At 41.2% G+C, this 21,897-nt stretch carries 15 protein-coding genes; 8 read left to right on the top strand and 7 right to left on the bottom strand.

Annotated elements, in window-relative coordinates:
* Positions 1-8: 8 nt before the first annotated feature.
* The 5 genes from ACFQ1G_RS10725 to ACFQ1G_RS10705 all read right to left on the bottom strand — a co-directional run bounded on the left by ACFQ1G_RS10725 (position 9) and on the right by ACFQ1G_RS10705 (position 7,948).
* Positions 9-3,119: a SusC/RagA family TonB-linked outer membrane protein gene (locus tag ACFQ1G_RS10725; protein ID WP_380739405.1), complete on the bottom strand. Its 3,111-nt coding sequence runs from the start codon at positions 3,117-3,119 to the stop codon at positions 9-11.
* 118 nt (positions 3,120-3,237) lie between these two features.
* Entirely contained in the window at positions 3,238-4,050 is an 813-nt protein-coding gene (murQ, locus tag ACFQ1G_RS10720) for an N-acetylmuramic acid 6-phosphate etherase (protein WP_380739403.1), read from the bottom strand.
* A gap of 15 nt (positions 4,051-4,065) precedes the next feature.
* Positions 4,066-5,661, bottom strand: coding sequence for a beta-N-acetylhexosaminidase (locus ACFQ1G_RS10715; RefSeq protein ID WP_380739401.1), 1,596 nt, complete (start codon positions 5,659-5,661; stop codon positions 4,066-4,068).
* Between the two features lie 114 nt (positions 5,662-5,775).
* Positions 5,776-7,056 carry a sugar MFS transporter gene (locus tag ACFQ1G_RS10710; protein ID WP_380739399.1) on the bottom strand — a complete coding sequence of 427 codons (1,281 nt, stop codon included), beginning with the start codon at positions 7,054-7,056 and terminating at the stop codon, positions 5,776-5,778.
* 25 nt (positions 7,057-7,081) lie between these two features.
* Positions 7,082-7,948 carry an ROK family protein gene (locus tag ACFQ1G_RS10705; protein WP_380739398.1) on the bottom strand — a complete coding sequence of 289 codons (867 nt, stop codon included), beginning with the start codon at positions 7,946-7,948 and terminating at the stop codon, positions 7,082-7,084.
* 297 nt (positions 7,949-8,245) lie between these two features.
* Between ACFQ1G_RS10705 and lepA the strand changes: the two genes are divergently transcribed.
* The gene (lepA, locus tag ACFQ1G_RS10700) at positions 8,246-10,042 is read left to right on the top strand and encodes a translation elongation factor 4 (protein ID WP_380739396.1); all 1,797 of its coding nucleotides are present in this window, start codon (positions 8,246-8,248) and stop codon (positions 10,040-10,042) included.
* A 43-nt stretch (positions 10,043-10,085) separates the two neighbouring features.
* Here lepA and ACFQ1G_RS10695 read toward each other — a convergent pair whose 3' ends face one another.
* Positions 10,086-10,442, bottom strand: a complete 357-nt coding sequence (locus ACFQ1G_RS10695; RefSeq protein WP_380739394.1) for a four helix bundle protein — start codon at positions 10,440-10,442, stop codon at positions 10,086-10,088.
* Between the two features lie 139 nt (positions 10,443-10,581).
* On the opposite strand from ACFQ1G_RS10695, the gene ACFQ1G_RS10690 reads away from it, so the two are divergent.
* Positions 10,582-11,340 (top strand): YebC/PmpR family DNA-binding transcriptional regulator, encoded by a 759-nt coding sequence (locus ACFQ1G_RS10690; protein WP_380739393.1) that lies wholly within the window; start codon positions 10,582-10,584, stop codon positions 11,338-11,340.
* Here ACFQ1G_RS10690 and ACFQ1G_RS10685 read toward each other — a convergent pair whose 3' ends face one another.
* Complete coding sequence (locus ACFQ1G_RS10685) at positions 11,341-13,227, bottom strand: cation:proton antiporter (RefSeq protein ID WP_380739391.1); 1,887 nt, start codon at positions 13,225-13,227, stop codon at positions 11,341-11,343.
* A 252-nt stretch (positions 13,228-13,479) separates the two neighbouring features.
* On the opposite strand from ACFQ1G_RS10685, the gene ACFQ1G_RS10680 reads away from it, so the two are divergent.
* The 6 genes from ACFQ1G_RS10680 (at position 13,480) to ACFQ1G_RS10655 (ending at position 21,897) form a co-directional block, all read left to right on the top strand.
* The gene (locus tag ACFQ1G_RS10680) at positions 13,480-15,264 is read left to right on the top strand and encodes a monovalent cation:proton antiporter family protein (protein WP_380739389.1); all 1,785 of its coding nucleotides are present in this window, start codon (positions 13,480-13,482) and stop codon (positions 15,262-15,264) included.
* Between the two features lie 124 nt (positions 15,265-15,388).
* Positions 15,389-16,249, top strand: a complete 861-nt coding sequence (locus ACFQ1G_RS10675) for an MBL fold metallo-hydrolase (protein WP_380739388.1) — start codon at positions 15,389-15,391, stop codon at positions 16,247-16,249.
* Positions 16,250-16,258: 9 nt separating this feature from the next.
* Positions 16,259-17,935 carry a S8 family peptidase gene (locus ACFQ1G_RS10670; RefSeq protein ID WP_380739387.1) on the top strand — a complete coding sequence of 559 codons (1,677 nt, stop codon included), beginning with the start codon at positions 16,259-16,261 and terminating at the stop codon, positions 17,933-17,935.
* Between the two features lie 4 nt (positions 17,936-17,939).
* Positions 17,940-19,772 carry a M1 family metallopeptidase gene (locus ACFQ1G_RS10665; RefSeq protein ID WP_380739386.1) on the top strand — a complete coding sequence of 611 codons (1,833 nt, stop codon included), beginning with the start codon at positions 17,940-17,942 and terminating at the stop codon, positions 19,770-19,772.
* Positions 19,773-19,881: 109 nt separating this feature from the next.
* A complete protein-coding gene (locus ACFQ1G_RS10660; protein ID WP_380739384.1) occupies positions 19,882-20,256 on the top strand; it encodes a ribonuclease P protein component in 375 nt (124 codons plus the stop codon).
* Positions 20,257-20,262: 6 nt separating this feature from the next.
* Positions 20,263-21,897, top strand: a complete 1,635-nt coding sequence (locus tag ACFQ1G_RS10655; RefSeq protein ID WP_380739382.1) for a S41 family peptidase — start codon at positions 20,263-20,265, stop codon at positions 21,895-21,897.

Genomic DNA, 21,897 nt, shown 5'->3' with positions numbered 1-21,897 from the left:
TCTATTTTTTACAATCCAACTCTAATTCCAAAATTCAAACCTCTTGGTAGTGGGAAGTTCCCGTAATCTAATCCAGATCCTCCTGCTCCACCTACAGCAGCAGAGTTACCGTTAGCTACCGGGTCTAATCCGGAGTAATTGGTCCAAAGGAATAAATCGGTTCCGGTAACAAAAACACTTGCGGTTTTGATTACGTTGGTCTTTTTTAAAGTATTGGCAGGTAATTGATAATTCAAGGTTACATCTCGTAGGCGCATCCAGTTCACATCTTTTTCAATAAAGCTTTGGTATGGATAGATAGATGACCAGTAACTTGAATTTCTTGACAGATCAATAGGAATGTTATTTTCTGTAGGATTATCCGTGTTTTGTAATCCATCTCTTAACACACCGTCAACTATCCTTGGAGTTTCACGGTCAAGAGTTCTTTCACTTAAACCACGTGTAGTTAAATAATGCTCAGTTGCATTATAAACATCTCCTCCCACTCTAAAGTCAAGTAAGAATCTCATGGACCAGTTTTTGTATCTAAAGTCATTTGTCAATCCAACTGTGAAATCAGGATTTCTGTCTCCAACTACTATCCACTCACTGGTATCTAAAAGAGGTAATCCGTTTGATGGGTTTACAAGTATCTCTCCCTGGTCATTTCTTTCGAAATCATAACCGGTGAAAGTAGTTAGCGGCCCTCCAACTCTTGAGCCAACTCTCACGTTCCCGTATAACCAGGTATCGGAATTATAGAATTCCTCCACATCACCGGGAAGACTTACAAGTTCACTCCAGTTCTTTGTGAAGTTTGCCAGTACATCCCAGGAAAAATTATTAGTTTCCACAGGAGTAGCATTCAGCTGCAACTCTATCCCTTCATTTTGTATTTCTCCGGCATTAAAAGTCATAAGTACAAAACCTGTGGCATAGCTCAATCTCATATTTTGGACAATCTGATCTTCAGATTTCTTATTGAAATAAGTTGCATCCAGTCCTAAACGATCATTGAAAAACTTCAATTCCATTCCATATTCATATGAAGTGGTCATTTCAGGACGCAAGTTCAAACTAGGTCCGGTAAAACCATATCTGAATCCACCTCCGGTTGTCTCGGCATTTTCGTAGAATGGTCTAATACTATATGGATTTGCATCTTTTCCTACCTGGGCAACAGATGCTCTAAGTTTACCATAAGAAAGGATGTCTTTGATACCTCTAAAAGGTTCAAGTTCCGTGAAAATAAAACTCAGCCCCGCAGAAGGATAGAAGAAGGAATTGTTCTTTTTAGGAAGTGTAGAACTCCAGTCATTACGTGCAGTTAATGTCAAGAATAGCATTTTGTCGTAATTGGCGTTTAAACTTCCAAATACACCCACAAGCCTTCTTTGAGTAAGATTGTTAAATGCCCTGTGAGTATCTAATCTTGTATTATTTATTGACCACAGATCTGGCGCCTGGAAGTCCTGTCCACCAGCAGCAGCACTGAATGTATTATAATCATAAACTGCTCCACCAACTTTTAAATCGGTTGAGAATTTCTCATCCAAAAGACTTGGAGGCGTAAATTGCGCATAAGATTGCATGGTAAGGTTTCTTGTGGTGATCAAGGCCTGATCAAAAATACCTCCATAATCACGCCCACTGTTTGATTCTGGATGACGAACGATCGTATTTTTCTGTGTATAGTAGTCTACCCCTACTTGACCAACTAATTTAAACCAGTCTGTTGCGTCAGCATTCACTTGCGTATTTAACTTATAACGATCGGTTAAAGAGTTAAAAATATTTTTATTAACATTGAAAAAAGGATTTTCTACTGCTTCTGCAAACTCGGCATAATTACGTCTTTTCCCACCTGGAGTAAGGTAGTCACTTGCGTCATCTGTAGAGGGCCATAGCAGCAAATGCAATAAAGGACCTCCGCTACCCCTAAAGGTTTGATCATTATCAGAACGTGTATAGTCAAAGGTCACATCGGCTGAGATATAATCATTAAGTTCGGCAGTAACGGCTGAAGTTAAATTTAACCTTTCCAGGCCGGTGGTAGGAACGAATCCTTCAGCATCTGTATGTGCTCCAGAAAATCGATATTGTACTTTTTCATTTCCACCAGAAACAGACAAGTTGTGTTTTTTAGTAACCGCATCCTTGAAGAAGGCCTTTACATTATCATAGAAGGTAGTTCCTTCAGGATATTTTTCTCCGAAATAATATAAACTTTCATCGCCTTCTGTAGTGTAACCATTTGCCCCTCTACCGTAAACCTGCTGAATTTCAGGATATTTCACAATTCGATCGAGACGGAAACTATTACTGTAATCAATACGGGCAACCCCGGCTTTCCCCCGTTTAGTAGTTATTACCACAGCTCCCGAGGCTGCTTCGATACCATATAAGGCAGAAGCTTCCGGTCCTTTAAGAATAGTAATGCTTTCAATATCATCCGGGTTAATATCAGCAGCACGGTTAGTGAAGTCAACCCCCCTGTTTTCAAACGAGGTACCTCCTGCTCCAATTGAAGAAGCAAAAACTGCAGTTGAAGTAGTATTATTACTAATTGGTAAACCATCTACCACGAATAGCGGTTGATTGTTCCCACTTAGGGAACTAATTCCCCTAATAACTATTGAGGAAGAGGAACCAGGTAGTCCAGATGTAGAATTAATTTCTACACCTGCCACACGCCCCGCCATGGCATCGAGAAAATTTTCCCTTTGAGTTTCGGCAATTGTACCTCCCTTTACTTCGGTTACGGCATATCCAAGAGCTTTTCGTTCTTGTTTTATCCCTAGCGCGGTAACCACCACTTCATCTAATGACTCTGTATCTGGCAAAAGGTTAACCTGAAGGTTGGTTTGACCATTGAGCTTTATTTCTTTTTTAGAGTATCCCAAATATGAAAACACTAAAATATTGTCATTGCTGTCAGGGACCTGTAATGAGAATTCCCCATCAAAATTAGAGGAAGTTCCTACAGCAGGGTTTCCCTTTAAGTAAACAGATACACCCGGTATAGGCACTCCGGATTCATCTAAGATCTTCCCCGTAATTTCTTGGTTTTGCGCAAACGTTTTCGCAGAAACAAAAAAGAGAAGAATCATAATTACTGATTGTAATCTTTTTTTCATAATTGATTATTTGGATAACGATTAGTGCGCCCAAGATAATATAAAAAATAAAAGAATAAAACCTTTTAATAAAATACTTTTCCTTAACCCTTAGACTTAAATAAAATTTTTATGAAAGTTATTTTTTGAAGTTTTGTAGGACAGACCTTACACTTTTGTATTTTTTTAACAATTTTCCCGCTTGAATCTCATCGATTTCCAATTCTTCCATTATCATTTTAATACCGCGATTGACCAATTTTTTATTGCTCAGCTGCATATCCACCATTTTATTCCCTTTTACGCGTCCCATTTTAATGAGGGAACTGGTAGAAATCATATTTAAAACCAGCTTCTGAGCAGTACCTGCTTTCATACGAGTGCTTCCAGTAACGAACTCAGGCCCTACAACAACTTCAACAGGGAATTCAACTGCTGTCCCTAAAGGACTTCCTTCATTACAAGTGATACAACCGGTAGCCAATCCCAACTCCCTGGCTTTTTTAACCCCTCCTATCACATAAGGTGTGGTTCCCGATGCGGCTATGCCTACCAGGACATCCTTTGAACCAATTTTAAATTTCTGTAGATCTTTCCATGCCTGCTCAGGATCATCTTCCGCATTTTCCACCGCGTTCCTAAGGGCAAAATCCCCACCTGCAATTAAACCTATTACCCAATCTTCAGAAACTCCAAAGGTTGGAGGGCACTCCGAAGCATCCAGGACACCAAGTCTTCCACTGGTTCCGGCCCCTATATAAAATAGCCGGCCCCCTTCTTTCATTTTTTCCACTATGACATCTACCAATGTTTCAATTGCAGGTAGTTGCTTCTCAACAGCTAAAGGAACTGTTATGTCCTCTTTATTAATATTACTCAACAATTCCCTTGTACTCATCTGTTCAAGATGGTCATAGTTCGAAGAACTTTCTGTAGTTGGTTTATTTTCCATAATTGAATTTTATTTTTATTGCGCAGGAAGAAAGTTTGAAAAAATTCCCGCTTTAGACTCCTTCCCCCAATCAATACCCGGGGTTCTGAAGAAATTTATGTTTAATGCTCTTAATCGATCGCCATGTCGACCTAGTCTTTTTTTGAATGATGCGTAATCCCGTTGAGCTCCTGGAGTCCAGGCAATCTCTGCCGCCGCAATTGCCCGGGGCCAAAAACGATTATCCATCATTTCATCAGTCAGGACAAACTCGCTCCATACAGGAACTTCCACTCCAATTATATTAGGGTCTTCGTTATCAAAACTATAAGCGTCTTCAAGACTAACACCCGATTTCTTACACCAGTTGTTCGTGTTCTCCTGTCCTGGAACATTCCCATGATCAAAATAGAATTGAGAACATAAGGAATGTATAACTTTAATATCGGGAACCACACTCTCTACTGTTCCTCGCCAGGATTGACTGATTAGATCAGGGCTTACTTCGGCCTGAGTGACTTCTTCCCATCCAATGGTAATCTTATCGTAAGCCCGAACTATAGAATCTGCTTTAACGACAAATTCTTTATACCTGGGATCTTCGATCTCATCTCCTCCTATATGAATCCAGGGTCCTTTGGTGATCGCAGCCATTTCTCCTATCACTTCGGAAACAAATTCATAAATTTTAGGGTTTTCAAGACATAATTTACTCCAGCCCACATTATAATTTCTAAAAAGTTCGGGTGGAGTTGCCCTTTTTGGAGAAAGGTTTTCGAAGTTATCACAGTTCAGTTCAGGATATGAAAGCAGGGCTGAATAAATGTGCCCGGGCATATCAATTTCCGGGATAATGATAATATTTCTGGCTAAGGCATAATCCTGCAATTCCAGATATTCCTCCTGTGTCAGGTAACCAGACCTTCCACGAACAACTGATCCTTTGGAACCAATTTCTGTAAGTTTAGGCTTGCCTTTGATCTCTATTCTCCACCCCTGGTCATCGGTAAGATGTAAGTGCAGCCTGTTCATTTTATACAAAGCCATTCGGTCTACATGACGCTTCAGATAGTCCAAACCGAAGAAACTACGGGCCATATCTACCATGGTTCCTCGCCATTGATAAGTCGGTTGGTCCTGAATAGTTCCCTGAGGCAAATCAACTGTAGTAGACACGCTCTCCCCTTTTTCGATCTCCACCGGAAACATTTGCCTTAAAGTTTGGACGGCATAAAAAACTCCGGCCTCTGCGGCAGCTTTTATCTTAACTCCTTTATCTGTAATATAGAGCTCATAGCCTTCCTCCCCTAAAGATTCTAACTTTTCAGAATTGATTTGAACATTCCAGTTTCCACAGTCACTTCCGGTTTGAACACTGGTATTTAAGCCTGCCTCATGGAGCAATTTCTGAAGCCAGGACACAGTTTCAGGATTATCTGTACATATTATATTTTCTGCAGGCAACCTGTAGTATTTATTATCCCAATTTACTTCGGAAGGCAATGGAATAATGGAAGGTGCTACCACTTCATTTGTGTCATCTTCCGAAGCGATACTTTCAGATTTGTTAGCATCACAGGAATATAAAAACAGTAGTAATATTGTTGCCGTACTTTTCAGAAAGGTTTTCATGGCAGAAGATTTTAATTTATTTCTGAGGTCCCATGCCTTTATCTTCGGATGCAATTTAAATTACTTCAAAAAAGAGTTAGCAGGCACAGGAATTATTCTCTTCGATTAAAAAGATCACGCCTTTCTAATTTTATAACCGGATGTTGCGAAATAAAGAATGAACAAATAGCAAGGGATCATTACCCAATAAGCTGTTTGCGGACTCCACTCTTCAGCCAAAGCACCATATGCCAATGGGATTATAGCGCCACCTGCAATACCCATTACCAATAAGGAAGATGCTGCTTTGGTAAATCTACCTACATCTGCAAGAGCTAAAGGCCAAATTGCCGGCCACATTAGAGAGTTCGCCAAACCTAACAGGGCAATAAATGCAAGAGAAAGATATCCTTGGGTGAAAATTGCCAGGAGAGAAAAAACAACCCCTAAAATAGCTGAAACACGTAAAGCGTTTTCTTGTTTAATAAATTTTGGAATGGTGATGATACCAATAATGTAACCTATTACCATAGCTACCATAGTACCGGTAGCGAAGTATTTGGCAGTGGTAAGTTTTATTCCCTGGGCAACACCATAACTAATAATAGTATCTGCCGCGATCACTTCGACCCCTACATATAAAAATAGGGCGAACACACCAAGAAGCACATGAGGGAAGTCAAAAACACTCTTTTTGGAGGATTTGGCAGAACTGCTAACCTCTTCCTCCTCTTCAGCTTCTACCTCAGGGAGAGATGATTTATAAACCCAAAAAGCAAGCAATAACAAAACCACGATAATTCCAATATAAGGAGGGATTACCCGCAAGGCCATTTCATCAAGTTGGGCATTTCTTTCAATAGCTGAAAGGCTGGCAAGGTCTGCCCTCAACTCATCGGCCTTATCAAGCTGTAAAAAGAAACCAATCAGGATTGGCGCGATAGCACCCGCCATTTTATTACATATACCCATGATACTAATGCGCTTAGCCGCACTTTCTACAGGCCCTACAATGGTTACATAAGGATTGGAGGCTGTTTGTAAAATTGCCAGACCACTTCCCATTACAAAAAGACCCGCAAGAAATATTAGATAAGTTCTGCTCATTGCGGCCGGAATAAACAGCAATGCTCCCACGGCCATTATTCCTAAGGCTACCGACATTCCCTTTTTAAACCCGAAAGCATTGAGCGTCCTGGTAGAAAGGGGAGCCATTACTACATAAGCAATGTAAAAAGCAAAAGTGACGAAAAATGATTGAAACTTGGTCAATTCGCAGGCGATCTCAAGATATGGGATTAGCAGGGAGTTTAGCCAGGTAACAAATCCGAAAATAAAAAATAATGCTCCAATTATAATTATGGAGCGGGTTGTATTTCCGGTGGTATTATCTTTAATTACAGTTGCGTTTGCCATGAGGTAATAGATTAAGCTTAGTAGGTTATTGAGGTTTTAAAAGCTCGGGTTCTGCAGATAAAATTAAAGCGGCAGCCCCTAAAATTGCCATATTCTGAGCCTCGGAAGGCTTTATGGTTAATTGCTTGCGTACTCTTTGAAAAGGAAAACTATCCATGGTTTCCTGAAGGGATTCTTCAAAGTACTTAAATGATTTACTGATGGATCCTCCAAGCAGAATAGCTTGAGGGGATAATATATTAAGGATCAACTTCAAAGCTTCTCCCAGATGCTTTCCGTACTCCATGAACATCTTTTTACCTTTTTCATCACCTGAAGAAACAAGTTTATAGGCTTCATTTCCGGTTAAACCATATTGTTGCTGGAAAAATTTACCACTGCAATAATCTTCAATCGTTTTATCCAGGTAGGCGATATTTCCAAATTCTCCGGCACTCGAAAAAGATCCGGAATACAATTTATCATGTATGATTATACCACAACCAAATCCGGTCCCAAGGGTTACCCCTATAAAATTCTGATAAGCCTGGCCCAGCCCGAACATCTTTTCACCCACAGCAAAGACATTGGCGTCATTCGTAATACGCACGGGTTTCTTGAAAAAATCTTGGAGATAATCTTTTAAATGCACCTCTTTCCAGGACGGAATGTTTAAAAGATCGAAAATCACACCCTTCTCTTCATCTATCAATCCGGGTACTCCTATTCCTATTCCGGCAAAATCATCCCCGGCTAAACTTTTAATTCCCAGGGCCAGTTCTTCTATGATTTTCTCCTTGGAAGCATTCGAAGAAGTGGGAAAAGTCTTTTCTTTTATTATTTCTGAATCCTTTACGATTCCAATTCTGGTCTTGGTTGCACCAATATCAACACCTATTACTTTTTTGCTCATTCAATTTTTTTTGTACATCCTTCTACATATTACACTATTCCTCTGGTTCCCATAGCTAATTTGAACACAGTGGCTTTCTTTTTCAAAGAGTCCTAAATTAGCTCTTTTTTTATATAAAATCCAAATACTTTTATAATTTTTTTATAAAAGTATTAAGCTGGAGTATAAAATAAATCTTTGCCAAAGTAAGGGTTTCTGACCAAACATTAATTTTTCTTTTGGCCTTTTAAAAAAACTATATTTGTACCTTTTAAAAACATTTTTCCGGAGACGGAATTTTATCTTGGAAATTGACACATGAAGCATATTCGGAATTTTTGCATTATTGCACATATTGACCACGGAAAGAGTACGTTGGCAGACAGGTTGCTTGATTTTACCGGATCGGTGACCGATCGGGAAAAGCAGGAACAACTGCTTGACAGTATGGATTTGGAGCGGGAGAGAGGTATTACCATCAAGAGTCACGCGATTCAGATGGATTATACTTACAAAGGGGAACAATATGTTCTGAATTTGATCGATACTCCGGGACACGTAGATTTCTCCTATGAAGTTTCGCGTTCAATCGCTGCATGTGAAGGAGCACTTTTAATTGTGGATGCCGCGCAAAGCATCCAGGCGCAAACCATTTCAAATCTTTACCTGGCACTTGAAAACGACCTGGAGATCATTCCTGTATTGAACAAAGTGGATCTTCCAAGTGCGAACCCGGAAGAAGTTACTGATGATATCGTTGATCTTTTAGGATGTGATCCTTCAGATGTTATTCCGGCGAGTGCAAAGACCGGATTGGGAATTGAAGAGATCCTTTCGGCTATCATTGAGCGCATTCCACCGCCAACCGGTAAAGAAGACGCGCCTTTAAGAGCCCTGATCTTTGACTCGGTTTACAATCCTTTCCGCGGAGTGGAAACCTATTTCCGTGTGATCAATGGTTCTATCAAAAAAGGCCAGCATATCAAATTCGTGGCGACTGATAAGAATTATTATGCAGACGAGGTAGGTACCTTGAGGCTAAAACAATTTCCAAGGAATGAAATCAAGACCGGGGATGTAGGCTATCTAATTACCGGGATCAAAGAGGCGAAGGAGGTAAAAGTAGGGGATACCATCACAGATGCGAAAAACCCGACTACTGAAGCCGTTCCTGGATTTGAGGATGTAAAGCCAATGGTTTTCGCCGGGATTTACCCGGTAGACACAGAAGATTACGAAGATCTTCGTGCTTCTATGGAGAAACTTCAGCTTAACGATGCTTCTTTGGTATTTATTCCGGAGAGTTCGGCAGCGCTAGGATTTGGTTTCCGTTGTGGATTCCTTGGAATGTTGCACCTGGAGATCATCCAGGAGCGTTTGGAAAGAGAGTTTGACATGACCGTTATTACCACGGTTCCTAACGTTTCTTACCACGCCTACACCCATAAGCATCCTAATGATGTTATTTTAGTTAACAACCCTTCAGATCTTCCGGATCCATCAAGTCTGGACCGGGTGGAAGAACCTTATATCAAAGCAACCATCATTACCAAAGCCGATTTCGTAGGGCCTGTGATGTCCCTATGTATCGAAAAGCGTGGACAGATCACCAATCAAACCTATTTAACTCCGGAAAGAGTTGAATTATCATTTGATATGCCCCTGGCGGAGATCGTATTTGATTTCTATGACCGTTTGAAAACCGTATCTAAGGGATATGCATCTTTCGACTATTCTCCTATCGGAATGCGCCAGTCAAAACTTGTAAAAGTAGACGTACTTCTGAATGGAAACGTGGTGGACGCCCTTTCTGCACTGCTTCACTTTGACAACGCCTATGATATAGGGAAGAAGATGTGTGAAAAATTGAGACAGTTGATCCCAAGACAACAATTCGATATTCCTATTCAGGCTGCAATTGGCGCGAAGATCATCGCGAGGGAGACCGTTAAAGCACTTCGAAAAGACGTTACCGCAAAATGTTACGGAGGGGATATTTCCCGTAAACGTAAGCTTCTAGAAAAACAGAAAAAAGGTAAGAAACGTATGCGTCAGGTAGGGAATGTAGAGATCCCTCAGGAAGCGTTTATGGCGGTTCTTAAGTTGAACGATTAAGTAGGTTCGGAGATCAGAGTTTGGAGTTCGGAGATTGGAAAAATCACTCTTTTAAAAGGTATTTTTTCAACCCCGATATCATTTTAGATATTTCAATGAGCTTTTGCCTCATTTCGTCATGAGCTTTTTCAGAAATAAAATTCTGTCGTTTAGCTATTGTTAAACAGACTATGCATTCTTTCAAAGAATTTGAAGCAATTCTTAGGTAACGGTTGAATTCTTTTTTTGTTCCTCCGGAACCTTCGGCGATATTCAATGAAATAGAAATTACCGCTCTCCTGTATTGAGAGTTTAAACCATATATTTCCTCTTTTGGAAACATTTTGGTCATTTCATAGACCTCATCCACCAGGTCAAGTGATTTTTGATATACCTGTAAATCTTCAAAGTTAAATTTCATACCTATCTAAAGATAAAGCTTTTCTATTTGGTCCTCTCCGAACTCCGAACTACCGACTATAAACTTTTTTTAACTTTGTGTGAAAGGAAATTTTTCTGCAGAAATTCTCCATTATAAAAATCCAGCAAAAAACCAAACCATGGCCGGACACAGCAAGTGGGCGAATATCAAACACCGAAAAGGGGCCCAGGACAAGAAAAGAGCGAAACAATTCACAAGGGCTATCAAGGAGATAAGTGTAGCTGTAAAAGAAGGAGGTGGTCCTGATCCCGAAGCCAATCCGGCGCTACGTAATGCCATTTCGAATGCCAAAGGGGTAAACATGCCCAAAGACACCATTGAGCGTGCGATAAAGAAGGCCAGCGGAGCGGAAGCCGATAATTACGAGGCTGTAACTTTTGAGGGCTATGGCCCGCATGGCATCGCTTTCTTCATTGAATGTACTACAGACAACACTAACCGAACCGTCGCTTCGGTACGATCTATTTTTTCTAAGAACGGTGGCAGCCTGGGCACCAATGGTTCTTTAGAATTTCTTTTCGACAGAAAGGGTGTCTTCACCATTGATAGGGAAATGATTGCCAGAAATATGGAAGAATTTGAACTGGAGTTGATCGAAGGAGGAGCAACATCCATTGAAAAAGAGGAAGACACTATCTATGTGTACACAGATTTTACCGATTTTGGAAGCATGAACACTAAACTGGAAGAATTAGATATAGAACCTAAAAATGCTGAAGTACAACGAATCCCTTTAAACACCATTGGTCTGCCGATAGACCAGGGAAAACAAATTCTCCAGTTAATGGAAAAATTTGAGGACGATGAAGATGTCCAGAATGTCTATCACAACCTGGAGATCACCGATGAATTAATTGCGGAAGTGGAAAAGGAATAATTAACGTTCATTGGAAGCATCTGCATCTTCAACCGTTTCTTCATAATCTGTTTCCTCGACCTCATTGTCCTTTTGGATCTTTTTACCCAGGTAAACAAGGAGGTAACCTTCCTTGATCTGAACTTCTGAACTGTGTGAGGGAATGATCTCTAATTCGCCTTCTTCGGTCTTTACAAACAATGGAATAATATCTGGGTCTGTCTTTGATATTTCCAGAAGCCCTTCATAATGTTGCCTGCTATTTAAAAGAACCTCGTGGATCTTCGGATATTTTCGGGAAACTTCAGCCAGCTTGATGTAATCATCTGTATGCGAGAAAAGACCTTCCGCAGGATTTGTTTCGGGGTCACTCATTTCATCAGAAGAAATAAGTCGGAAAGACCCTTTTTCACCAAATTGTTTTTTGAACTTTATGATTGCAGTACGGTTAATGTCACTGTTGGCGGTCATTGCCATTAAATAACCCACATCATTAAGCTCAATATTATTGATAAGGTCATCGGCATAAACACTGCCTTCTATAGCTTCAAGTTCTAATTCCTTAGCTTTTCGAATATTATCGGCGTTGTTGTCAACCAAGACCACATGCCTGTTATTATCTTGTAAGTATTTAGCTATAAGTCGTGAATTTGCGGAGGCTCCAATGATGAGGATCCCCTGGGCATTCTTTATGAAGACACCTATTAATCTTGCAAAAAGTCTCGCCGTAGTAGCGTTCAGCAGTACCGAAAGCAAAACGATCATGAAGACAAGCGGAGTAATATATTCGGCATCTTCAACCCCTTCACGTACAAGCTTTAATCCGAAAAGCGAAGCAATACCGGCCGCTACAATACCACGTGGTCCAACCCAGCTTATAAAAACGATCTCATTCCACTTAAGATCTGCTCCTAAGGAGCTTAAAATAACCCCAATAGGTCTGACCAATAGTACTACTGCACCGAAAAGAAATAAGGAGTTCCAATTAAAAATGAGTTGCAGGTCGGCTATTTCTATATTGGCAGCCAGTAAAATGAATAATATTGAGATCAAAAGTACACTCAGGGATTCCTTAAAATAGAGTAATTCCTTGATGTTGGGAAGATCTTTATTTCCCATGACCATTCCCATTACCACTACAGCTAAAAGTCCGCTTTCATGAGCGAAAAGATCGGCCAGGACAAATACTCCCAGCACGGTAGCGAGGGTAAAAACATTTAGTAGATAATGCGGAATTACATTTTTCTTGATCAGAAGAGCAAGGATATTGGCAAATGTGAATCCGAAGGTAAATCCGAATAACAAGATCTTTCCGAATTCAGCCAGGGCAGTTTGGGTAAAATCCTGTCCGCCTTCCACGCGAATAAACTCATACATCAATACGGCGATAAGGGCTCCTATTGGATCGATCAAGATTCCTTCCCATTTCAGGATGGAGGAAACGTGTTTTTTCAATGGAATATTCCTAAGTATAGGCGAGATCACAGTAGGTCCTGTAACAATGATCAGGGAGGAAAATAAAAATGAGATCTGCCACGAAAATCCATAAATAAAATGTGCTGCGAGTCCAGCCCCGAAAAAGGTCACGATCACCCCAACACTTATCAATTTAGCTATAACGGGCCCAATATTACCGATCTCACTTTTCCTGAGGGTAAGTCCTCCTTCAAAAAGTATAACAGCGATCGCCAGGGACACGAAATAGAATAAGCTTTCTCCCGGGAAAACACCTTCTTCACCATTCCAGATAGGTTCCAGCCATTTTGTTCCGTCTTCAGAAATAAGAGTAGAAACCGGACCCACAAATAAACCAATTAAGATTAGGGGTAAGATTGCCGGGGTTTTTGTTTTCCAGGCCACCCACTGGGCCAAAATTCCGAGAATAATTAATCCTGCTAATTCTAACATTTACCGTTTTTTATCACTGTTTTCTTTGATGTACAAAGTAGGTTAAGCAGTAAAAATACAGATTATTCGGGAGAATTCATCTTATCTGATAGCTACACATCACATAATTTAAAAAATTATACAAATTATAAGATTGCTTACATCTTCCCCGTTTCAGAAGCTATAAAACCTATAAATGTTTGTTAAAAAGCAATTTAGATGTTAAGCCTTGCTTATTTTAAAGGGACTATTCTAACTACCAAAAGTTATCCGATGGAAGAATTCAATATTCTCGCACTTTTAACCATCCTTGCAGGTGCCTGGCTTGGAGGAACGGCTGCTAAGAGACTCGGTTACCCTCCCATTTTAGGAGAACTTGTGATTGGGATCATCCTGGGTCCCGCAGTACTGGGCCTGCTCGAAACTTCAGAGATGATTGCAGTGCTGGCAGAGGTGGGGATCATTCTTTTAATGGTATACATTGGCATCGAGATCAATTTCAGGGACCTCGGAAAAGCTTCCTGGCCCGGTCTTCTGGCCGCGATAGGAGGGTTTGTAGTTCCCTTCGGTTTGGGTTATTACACCATCTTACTTTTTGACGGAACTCACCTGGCCGCACTTTTCGTGGCCATTGCCGTGGGGGTCACATCCCTGGCTACCAAAAGCCGGATCCTGGTCGATCTAAAGCTGCTGAACACCCGTATAGCCTATGTTCTCATGGCCGGGGCGCTCATTTCAGACACACTTGCATTGATCATCTTCGCCGGGATGTTAAGTTTTGTCGATGCCGGCAGTATTGATACCCTCGGACTAATTTTCGTGGCCGGAAAAGCCATTTTATTTTTCGCCCTTACCGCCCTGGCGGGTTATTTTCTTTTGCCTTTACTCGGAAGATTCCTGAGTGATCAAAAAATAAAGAACAGAACTTTCCATTTTACACTCATTTTGCTGATCGTTTTCGGCTTTTGCGAACTGGCCGAAATGGCAGACTTGCATAGTATTTTAGGAGCCTTTATGGCCGGTCTTTTCATACGTGATGGGGTATTCAACCGACAAATTTCAAAGGAGATCAACGATATTTTTCATGATATTTCAATAGGATTTCTGGCGCCCATCTTCTTTGTTTCAGCAGGATTTCATGTTACCCTCGAGGTTTTCCAATCAGACCTGTTACTGTTAATAAGCGTCACCTTGGTCGCGGTTATTGGAAAGATAGTGGGAACAGCCTTGTTTTATCTTCCCAGTGGATATGGCTGGCGAGAAGGGATCACCGTAGGTACGGGAATGAACGGAAGGGGAGCGGTAGAGATCATTATAGCCGGTATAGGGTTGGAAATGGGTATTATTTCTGCGGAAATATTCTCGATCCTAGTCTTCATGGCAATTTTCACCACCCTGAGCGTCCCGCTATTTTTGACCTGGACAACCGACTGGTTAAGGAGACGGGGAGAACTGGTACACCAGGAATCTCGAAAAGGAACACTCATATTGGGAGCTAATCCCTTAGGGTTGTACCTGGCAAGACATCTTAACCAGGAAGGAGATGTAACCATAATAGATACAAACCGGGAATTAATAGAGGAGGCTAAAAAACAAGGCTTTAAAAGTATACTGGGGAATGCTTTAAAGGAAGAGACTTTAGACGAAGCGAATGCAGTCGAAAAAAACACTTTTATTGCACTTACCGGAAACAATGAAATCAATCTGCTAGCGGCCCAGACAGTCCATAATTATTTCTATATTCCTAAAAATATAGTGCTGGTCGCTCCTAAAGAAGGCGGGGCGGGAATGGAACTTCTAGACCGAATTGGCGCATCTTCCATGTTCGCCAATAAAACCAATCTGGCGCCCTGGATCTATAAACTGAAATCGGGAAATATTCAGGAAAAAACAGAAACCATCGAGACAAAGATCTCTACCCGTAACTGGGTAAAACAAAATCGATCCCGCCAGGACGATATACTTCCGTTATTCATTATCAACCTGGAAGGAAACTTGAGACCATTTCACTTCCACGATGAAATTGACGCAGGAGAAAAAGTCCTATATTTACACTGAAATTAGGAATTCTACAGAAAGTTTTGTTAAATAACAGCCTTCTATTAAGAAGGTATGAAAGCTAATTATCAGCTTTTAGTATTTTGCATTTTCGGGAAATTTCCGAAGAAAAAAGACAAATTTTATGACAATATATCCTATTGAAGCCGGCAATTTCAAGCTGGACGGTGGGGCTATGTTCGGGGTGGTTCCCAAGACCATTTGGAATAGAACCAATCCCGCCGATTCAAATAACATGATCGATATCGCAGCCACCTGTCTTTTAATTGAAGAAGGCGATCGGCTAACACTTATTGACACCGGAATGGGTGATAAACAGAGTGAAAAATTCTTCAGCTATTATTTCCAATGGGGAGATGATAACCTGGATAAATCTCTTCAAAAACATGGTTTTCACAGAGACGATATTACCGATGTCTTCATGACCCATTTGCATTTTGACCATTGCGGTGGGAGCGTACAATGGAATAAGGACCGCACCGGGTATGAGCCTGCGTTCAAAAACGCACATTTTTGGAGCAATAAAGATCATTGGGAATGGGCTACTCAGCCTAATGCCCGAGAAAAAGCTTCTTTTTTAAAGGAAAATATCCTGCCTATGGAGGAAAGCGGCCAATTAAAATTCATTGATAGAAAGAATCTCCCTTATCAGGAAACTTCAGAATTAGATTTCGGGATATTATATGTGGACGGTCATACCGATAAACAAATGATTCCGCATATTGACTATAAAGGCAAAAAACTAGTATTTATGGCCGACCTGTTACCAACAGCCGGGCACATTCCATTACCCTATGTTATGGGGTATGACACACGGCCATTGCTAACCCTTCCGGAGAAAAAAGACTTTTTGGAAAAGGCGGCAGATGAAAACTATTACCTGTTCCTGGAACACGATGCCCATAATAAGGTCATCACCCTGAAGCACACCGAAAAAGGAGTGAGACTTAACGAAGTATTTACATTCAACGAACTTTTTAACTAAAAATAAATTATGAAGATCCCAACATTTAAACCATTCTTAATTGCCGGTTTAGCTGTTGCTGTTGCAGGATGCGGCAGTTCAGCCCCCGCGGTTGTTTCAACCCCAATTGAAAATATTGATTCCATGCCCCTCAAGGTCACAGATCTCACCGAGACTGAACTAAAAGGATGGGGAGGAGCAGACCTGGTTTCAGATACCGTTCCGGGGATGAGTGTCCAAAAAGCTTATAACGAGATAATCAAAAATAAAAAAGGTACGAAAGTGATCGTAGCGGTTATTGACAGTGGTGTTGATATCGAGCACGAAGATCTTGACGGGGTGATCTGGACTAATACAGATGAGATCCCTAACAACCAGAAAGATGATGACAATAATGGGTATGTGGATGATGTTCACGGTTGGAACTTTCTTGGTGACGCGGTTAAGGAAAACATGGAATACGTGCGTATCCTAAAGGTTTTAAAACCTAAATACGATAATGTTCCCGCTTCTGCCGTAAAACCTGAAAACCAAGAAGAATTCGAGCTTTATAAAAGAGCCAAGGCCGAGTATGACAAAGAATATAACGAAGCTTTAGGCCTTAAAAATCAGTATGAAGGCATTATGCAGCAGCTGAAAATGGCACATGAAGCTGTTTCTGAAGAGCTTGGAAAAGAAGATTATACCCTGGAAGAATTGCAGGCTATGAATGCCGAAACCGAAGAAATGAAGCAGTACCAAGCCTTCCTTTCTCAGGTAATGAGCAACATCAAAGGTAGTGTGCCGGAATCTATCGCACAGCTTAATGATGCAATCGAATATTTCTCCGGAAGATTGAGCTCTCATTTCAACATGGAATTAGACGGAAGAGCCGTTGTTGGAGATGATCCTAACGATCTTAATGACCGCGGATACGGAAACAACGATGTTACAGGACCAGATCCTGAAAAAGAAGATATCAAGCATGGTACTCACGTAGCCGGGATCATCGCAGCTGAGCACAACAACATCGGGATCGACGGGGTAGCCAACAATGTGTTGATCATGCCTGTACGCGCGGTGCCTGATGGAGATGAGTACGATAAGGATATTGCACTTGCTATTCGTTACGCGGTTGATAATGGCGCGAAAGTGATCAATACCAGCTTCGGAAAATATTTCTCCACGCATCCTGAATGGGTAAGAGACGCTATTGAATATGCTGACAAAAATGATGTTTTGATCGTGAATGCCGCCGGAAATGATGGATTGGACCTTGATGGTACTACCATTTATCCGAATGATCAGGATCCAAGCAGTCCAAATGAGATCGCAGACAACTTCCTAACGGTTGGAGCACTTAACTACGAGTATGGATCAAATATGCTGGCTACATTCTCTAACTACGGAAAAACGAACGTAGACGTGTTTGCACCTGGTACCAAGATCTGGTCAACTACTCCAAACGATGAATACGAGTTCTTACAAGGAACTTCTATGGCCTCTCCTGCAGTTGCCGGTGTAGCTGCCATGATCCGTTCTTTATACCCAAAACTTTCCGCAGAACAAGTGAAGCAGATCATTATGGAAAGCGGGCTTTCAAGTAGCGCTACAGTGATCCTGGGAGGTGACCCGTCCCAAACCAAAAAATTCAGTGAAGTTTCTACTTCCGGAAAAATGGTGAATTTGTATAACGCCTTAATTATGGCAGACAGAATTTCTAAATAATATTATGAAGAGAATCCTAATAACATTTGCATTTTTGGCCGCCCTTGGAGCAAGGGGCCAGAATAATACTTCTTACTGGCAACAGCATGTTGATTACAACATGAATGTTGATATGAACGTCAAGAATTTTCAGTACACTGGAGATCAGGAGTTGGTGTATACCAACAACTCTCCCGATACTTTGAAAAGAGTATTTTATCACCTTTATTTCAACGCCTTCCAACCGGGAAGTGAAATGGATGTAAGATCAAGAACCATCAATGACCCTGACGGAAGGGTTGCCGATCGTATCTCGAAACTTTCTCCTTCTCAGCAAGGCTATTTGAAAGTAAACGCCCTTACCCAAAATGGCAAACCACTTCAATATGAAGAAGTAGGAACTGTGCTGGAGGTGGAATTGGCTGAACCGATTCTTCCAGGAGAAAAGACCACTTTCAACATGAAATTCGCTGGGCAGGTTCCTGAGCAGATCAGAAGATCGGGAAGGAATAGTAGCGAAGGAGTAGCTCTTTCCATGGTACAGTGGTTTCCTAAGATGGCTGAATACGATTTCCAGGGATGGCATGCAGATCCATACATCGCCAGGGAATTCCACGGAGTTTGGGGTGATTTTGACGTAAAATTATCAATTGATAAGAAGTATACTGTGGGTGCAACCGGGGTGTTGCAAAATGCAAATGATATTGGGCATGGTTACGAGGATGAAGGTGTAAAGGTTAATTCTAGTAAAGGTGATAAGCACACCTGGCATTTCAAGGCCGAAATGGTGCATGATTTCGCCTGGGCAGCAGATCCGGATTATATCCATGATAAACGCACGGCTGCAGATGGTACCGTATTGCATTTTCTTTATAAAGACAAATCAAGTATCAAACAGAACTGGAAAGATTTACAGCCAAAAACAGAGGAATTATTATTGTTCTTCAACGAACACATAGGTCCTTATCCTTGGCCGCAATACTCGGTTGTCCAGGGTGGCGACGGAGGTATGGAGTATGCCATGCTTACTCTAATCACCGGGGAACGTAAATTCGGAAGCCTTGTTGGGGTTACCGCACATGAGTTTGCACACGCCTGGTTCCAGCATTTACTGGCGACCAACGAAAGTAAACACGAGTGGATGGATGAAGGGTTCACCAGCTACATCTCCAGTTTGGCTATGAACGAAGTAATGGGTGGTAACGAGGAAAATCCTCATGCCGGATCTTACAACAGCTACGGAAGGCTGGCTACTTCAGGAATCGAGCAGCCGCAAACCACTCATGCAGATCGTTATAACTATAACGTGGCATACGGTGCTACCGCTTATTCTAAAGGGGAAGTATTCATGGCTCAGCTTGGTTATATAATTGGAAAGGAAAACCTTCAGAAGACCTTGAAAAAGTATTATAACGACTGGAAATTCAAGCACCCAACCCCCAATGATTTTATCAGGGTTGCTGAAAAAGTTTCGGGTGCAGAGTTAGATTGGTACCTGATGGATTGGACACAAACCACCAACACCATTGATTACGGAGTGAAAGAAGTGACCAAAGGCGCTTCCGGAACAAAAGTAACCCTGGAAAGGATCGGGTTGATGCCAATGCCGGTTGAAGTAAGCGTAACTTATAAAGACGGTACTTCAGAAGAGGTTTATATTCCGTTGCAGATGATGCGTTGGGAAAAACCTGCTGAAGAAGGAGTGGAAAGAACGGTAAAAGACGATTGGGCATGGGCTTATCCGACCTATACTTTTACACTGGATAAACCTCAAAGTGAGATCGAAACTATTGAGATCGATAGTTCACAATTGATGGCCGACATAAACCGCGACAACAACGTTTATACTAACGAATAGGGTTCAAAAACTCATTTTTAAAGCCTCTTCTTCGGAAGGGGCTTTTTTTGTTTTAGAATTAAATACCGAAGCGCATCTCTAAGATTTCTGAATTCAATATTTTTACCCCATGAATGAATCTTTCGGAAAACAGGAAAAGCTCAAGAGTAAGGTCCTTATCGATAAATTATTTGCTGAAGGCAAGTCGGTAAAAAAATTTCCCATGCTCTTAATTTACCTTCCTCTTTCCGAAGAATCTGAAAATTATCATAAAACCGGGGTATCGGTTCCTAAAAGAAATCATAAAAAAGCAGTGGATCGTATTAAATTGAAACGTTTGATGCGAGAAGCATATAGGAAAAATAAGTATCTTGTTAGTAACAGTTTAGACTCTCACTACGCTTTCATGTTCATTTATATAGGCCGGGAAATTGTTTCTTATTCCAAGATCGTTTCCTCTACCCGTGAACTTCTGAAGTCTCTTGTAGAGAAAGAAACAAAATAAGATACCATGAATTCAAAAATTGCCAGGAAGATGGGGGTCGTGGCTACTGTCGCCATCCTTTTCCTAAGTACCGTCAGTTTTAAATCTGACTTTTTCGAGATCGCCAAACAGATCGAGATCTTTACCACCCTTTTCAAGGAACTCAACATGAATTATGTTGACGAGACCAATCCTGCCGAACTCATGGACACCGCCATTAATGCCATGCTGGAGGATCTGGATCCTTATACCCATTACTGGAACGAACAAGAGGTACAGGCGGCACGAATAAATAATGCCGGGGAATATACCGGGATAGGTGCAACCGTGGGAATTAGGGAAAATAAGATCATCATCGTTGAACCTTATAAAGATTACCCGGCAGACAAAGCAGGATTAAAGGCAGGAGACGAGATAATTAAGATAGGAAATATCAAGGTAGCAGATTATGCCGAAGATGCGGGAGAACTTCTAAAAGGAGCTCCTAACAGTAAAGTGGAACTCACTTATAATCGTCAGGGGCAAACTAAAACCACCAGCTTAACCAGGGGTGCCATTGAAATCAAGGCTGTGCCTTTCTATAAATTATTAGAGGGAAATACCGGCTATATCGTACTTTCTCAGTTTAACCGAAATGCTTCAGGTGAAACCTTAAAAGCATTAAAAGAACTAAAGGAACAGGGAGCCGAAAAGATCATTTTAGACCTGCGGGGAAATCCCGGAGGATTACTTTCCGAAGCGATCAACGTGGTGAATATTTTCGTTCCGGAAGGGGAACTGATCACCAGTACAAAGTCGGCAGTAGAAAAATATAACCAGACATTTTTCACCACCCGAAAAGCGATCGACAGCGAGATCCCTTTAGCGGTGCTCATCAACGGCCGAAGCGCATCGGCAAGCGAGATAGTTGCGGGTTCTCTTCAGGATCTTGACAGGGCAGTGGTCATTGGTGCGAGAAGCTTCGGAAAAGGTCTGGTTCAAAGGCCAAAAGACCTCACATATGGTACCCAATTAAAAGTGACCATTTCGCGTTATTATACGCCCAGCGGAAGATGTATCCAGGCTCTCGACTATAGCCATAGGGATGAGGAAGGAAATGCGATCAGGTTTACTACAGAAGACTATAATGAATTCCAGACCCGAAATGGACGAAAAGTATATGACGGCGGGGGAATTTCTCCTGATATTAAAATGTCAACTTCAGAATACAGCAGTATCACAAACGCGATCCTTCAGCAAAATGCGATTTTTAACTACGCGACAGAATATTATTATTCGCATGACCTGAAAGATTTTAAGAATTTCAAATTTACAGATAAAGATTACACCGATTTTCAAAATTACCTGTCGTCTATGGATTTCGATTACAAAACCTTCACTGAGAAACAATTGGAAGAACTTAAAAAAGCTGCAGAATTTGAAGGACTTGAAAGTGACATTTCTCAACACTTTTCACAGATCGAAAAAGATATTCAGAATTTGAAGGAAGAAGCTCTTGAGGAAAAAAAGTCTGAGCTGGTAAGCCTGTTATCAGATGAGATCATAAAAAGGTATTTTTACAAGGAAGGCCTTTATGAGTATTACGTACAAAGAAATCCCGAGATCCAAAAAGCCCGGGAGGTTTTGAACGATCCTGTACAATACACAGAGATCCTTAGATAA

The organism is Salinimicrobium gaetbulicola, from assembly GCF_042676025.1.
In the GTDB taxonomy this organism is placed as follows: Bacteria; Bacteroidota; Bacteroidia; order Flavobacteriales; family Flavobacteriaceae; genus Salinimicrobium; species Salinimicrobium gaetbulicola.
This window is presented reverse-complemented; position numbering and strand designations above follow the sequence as displayed.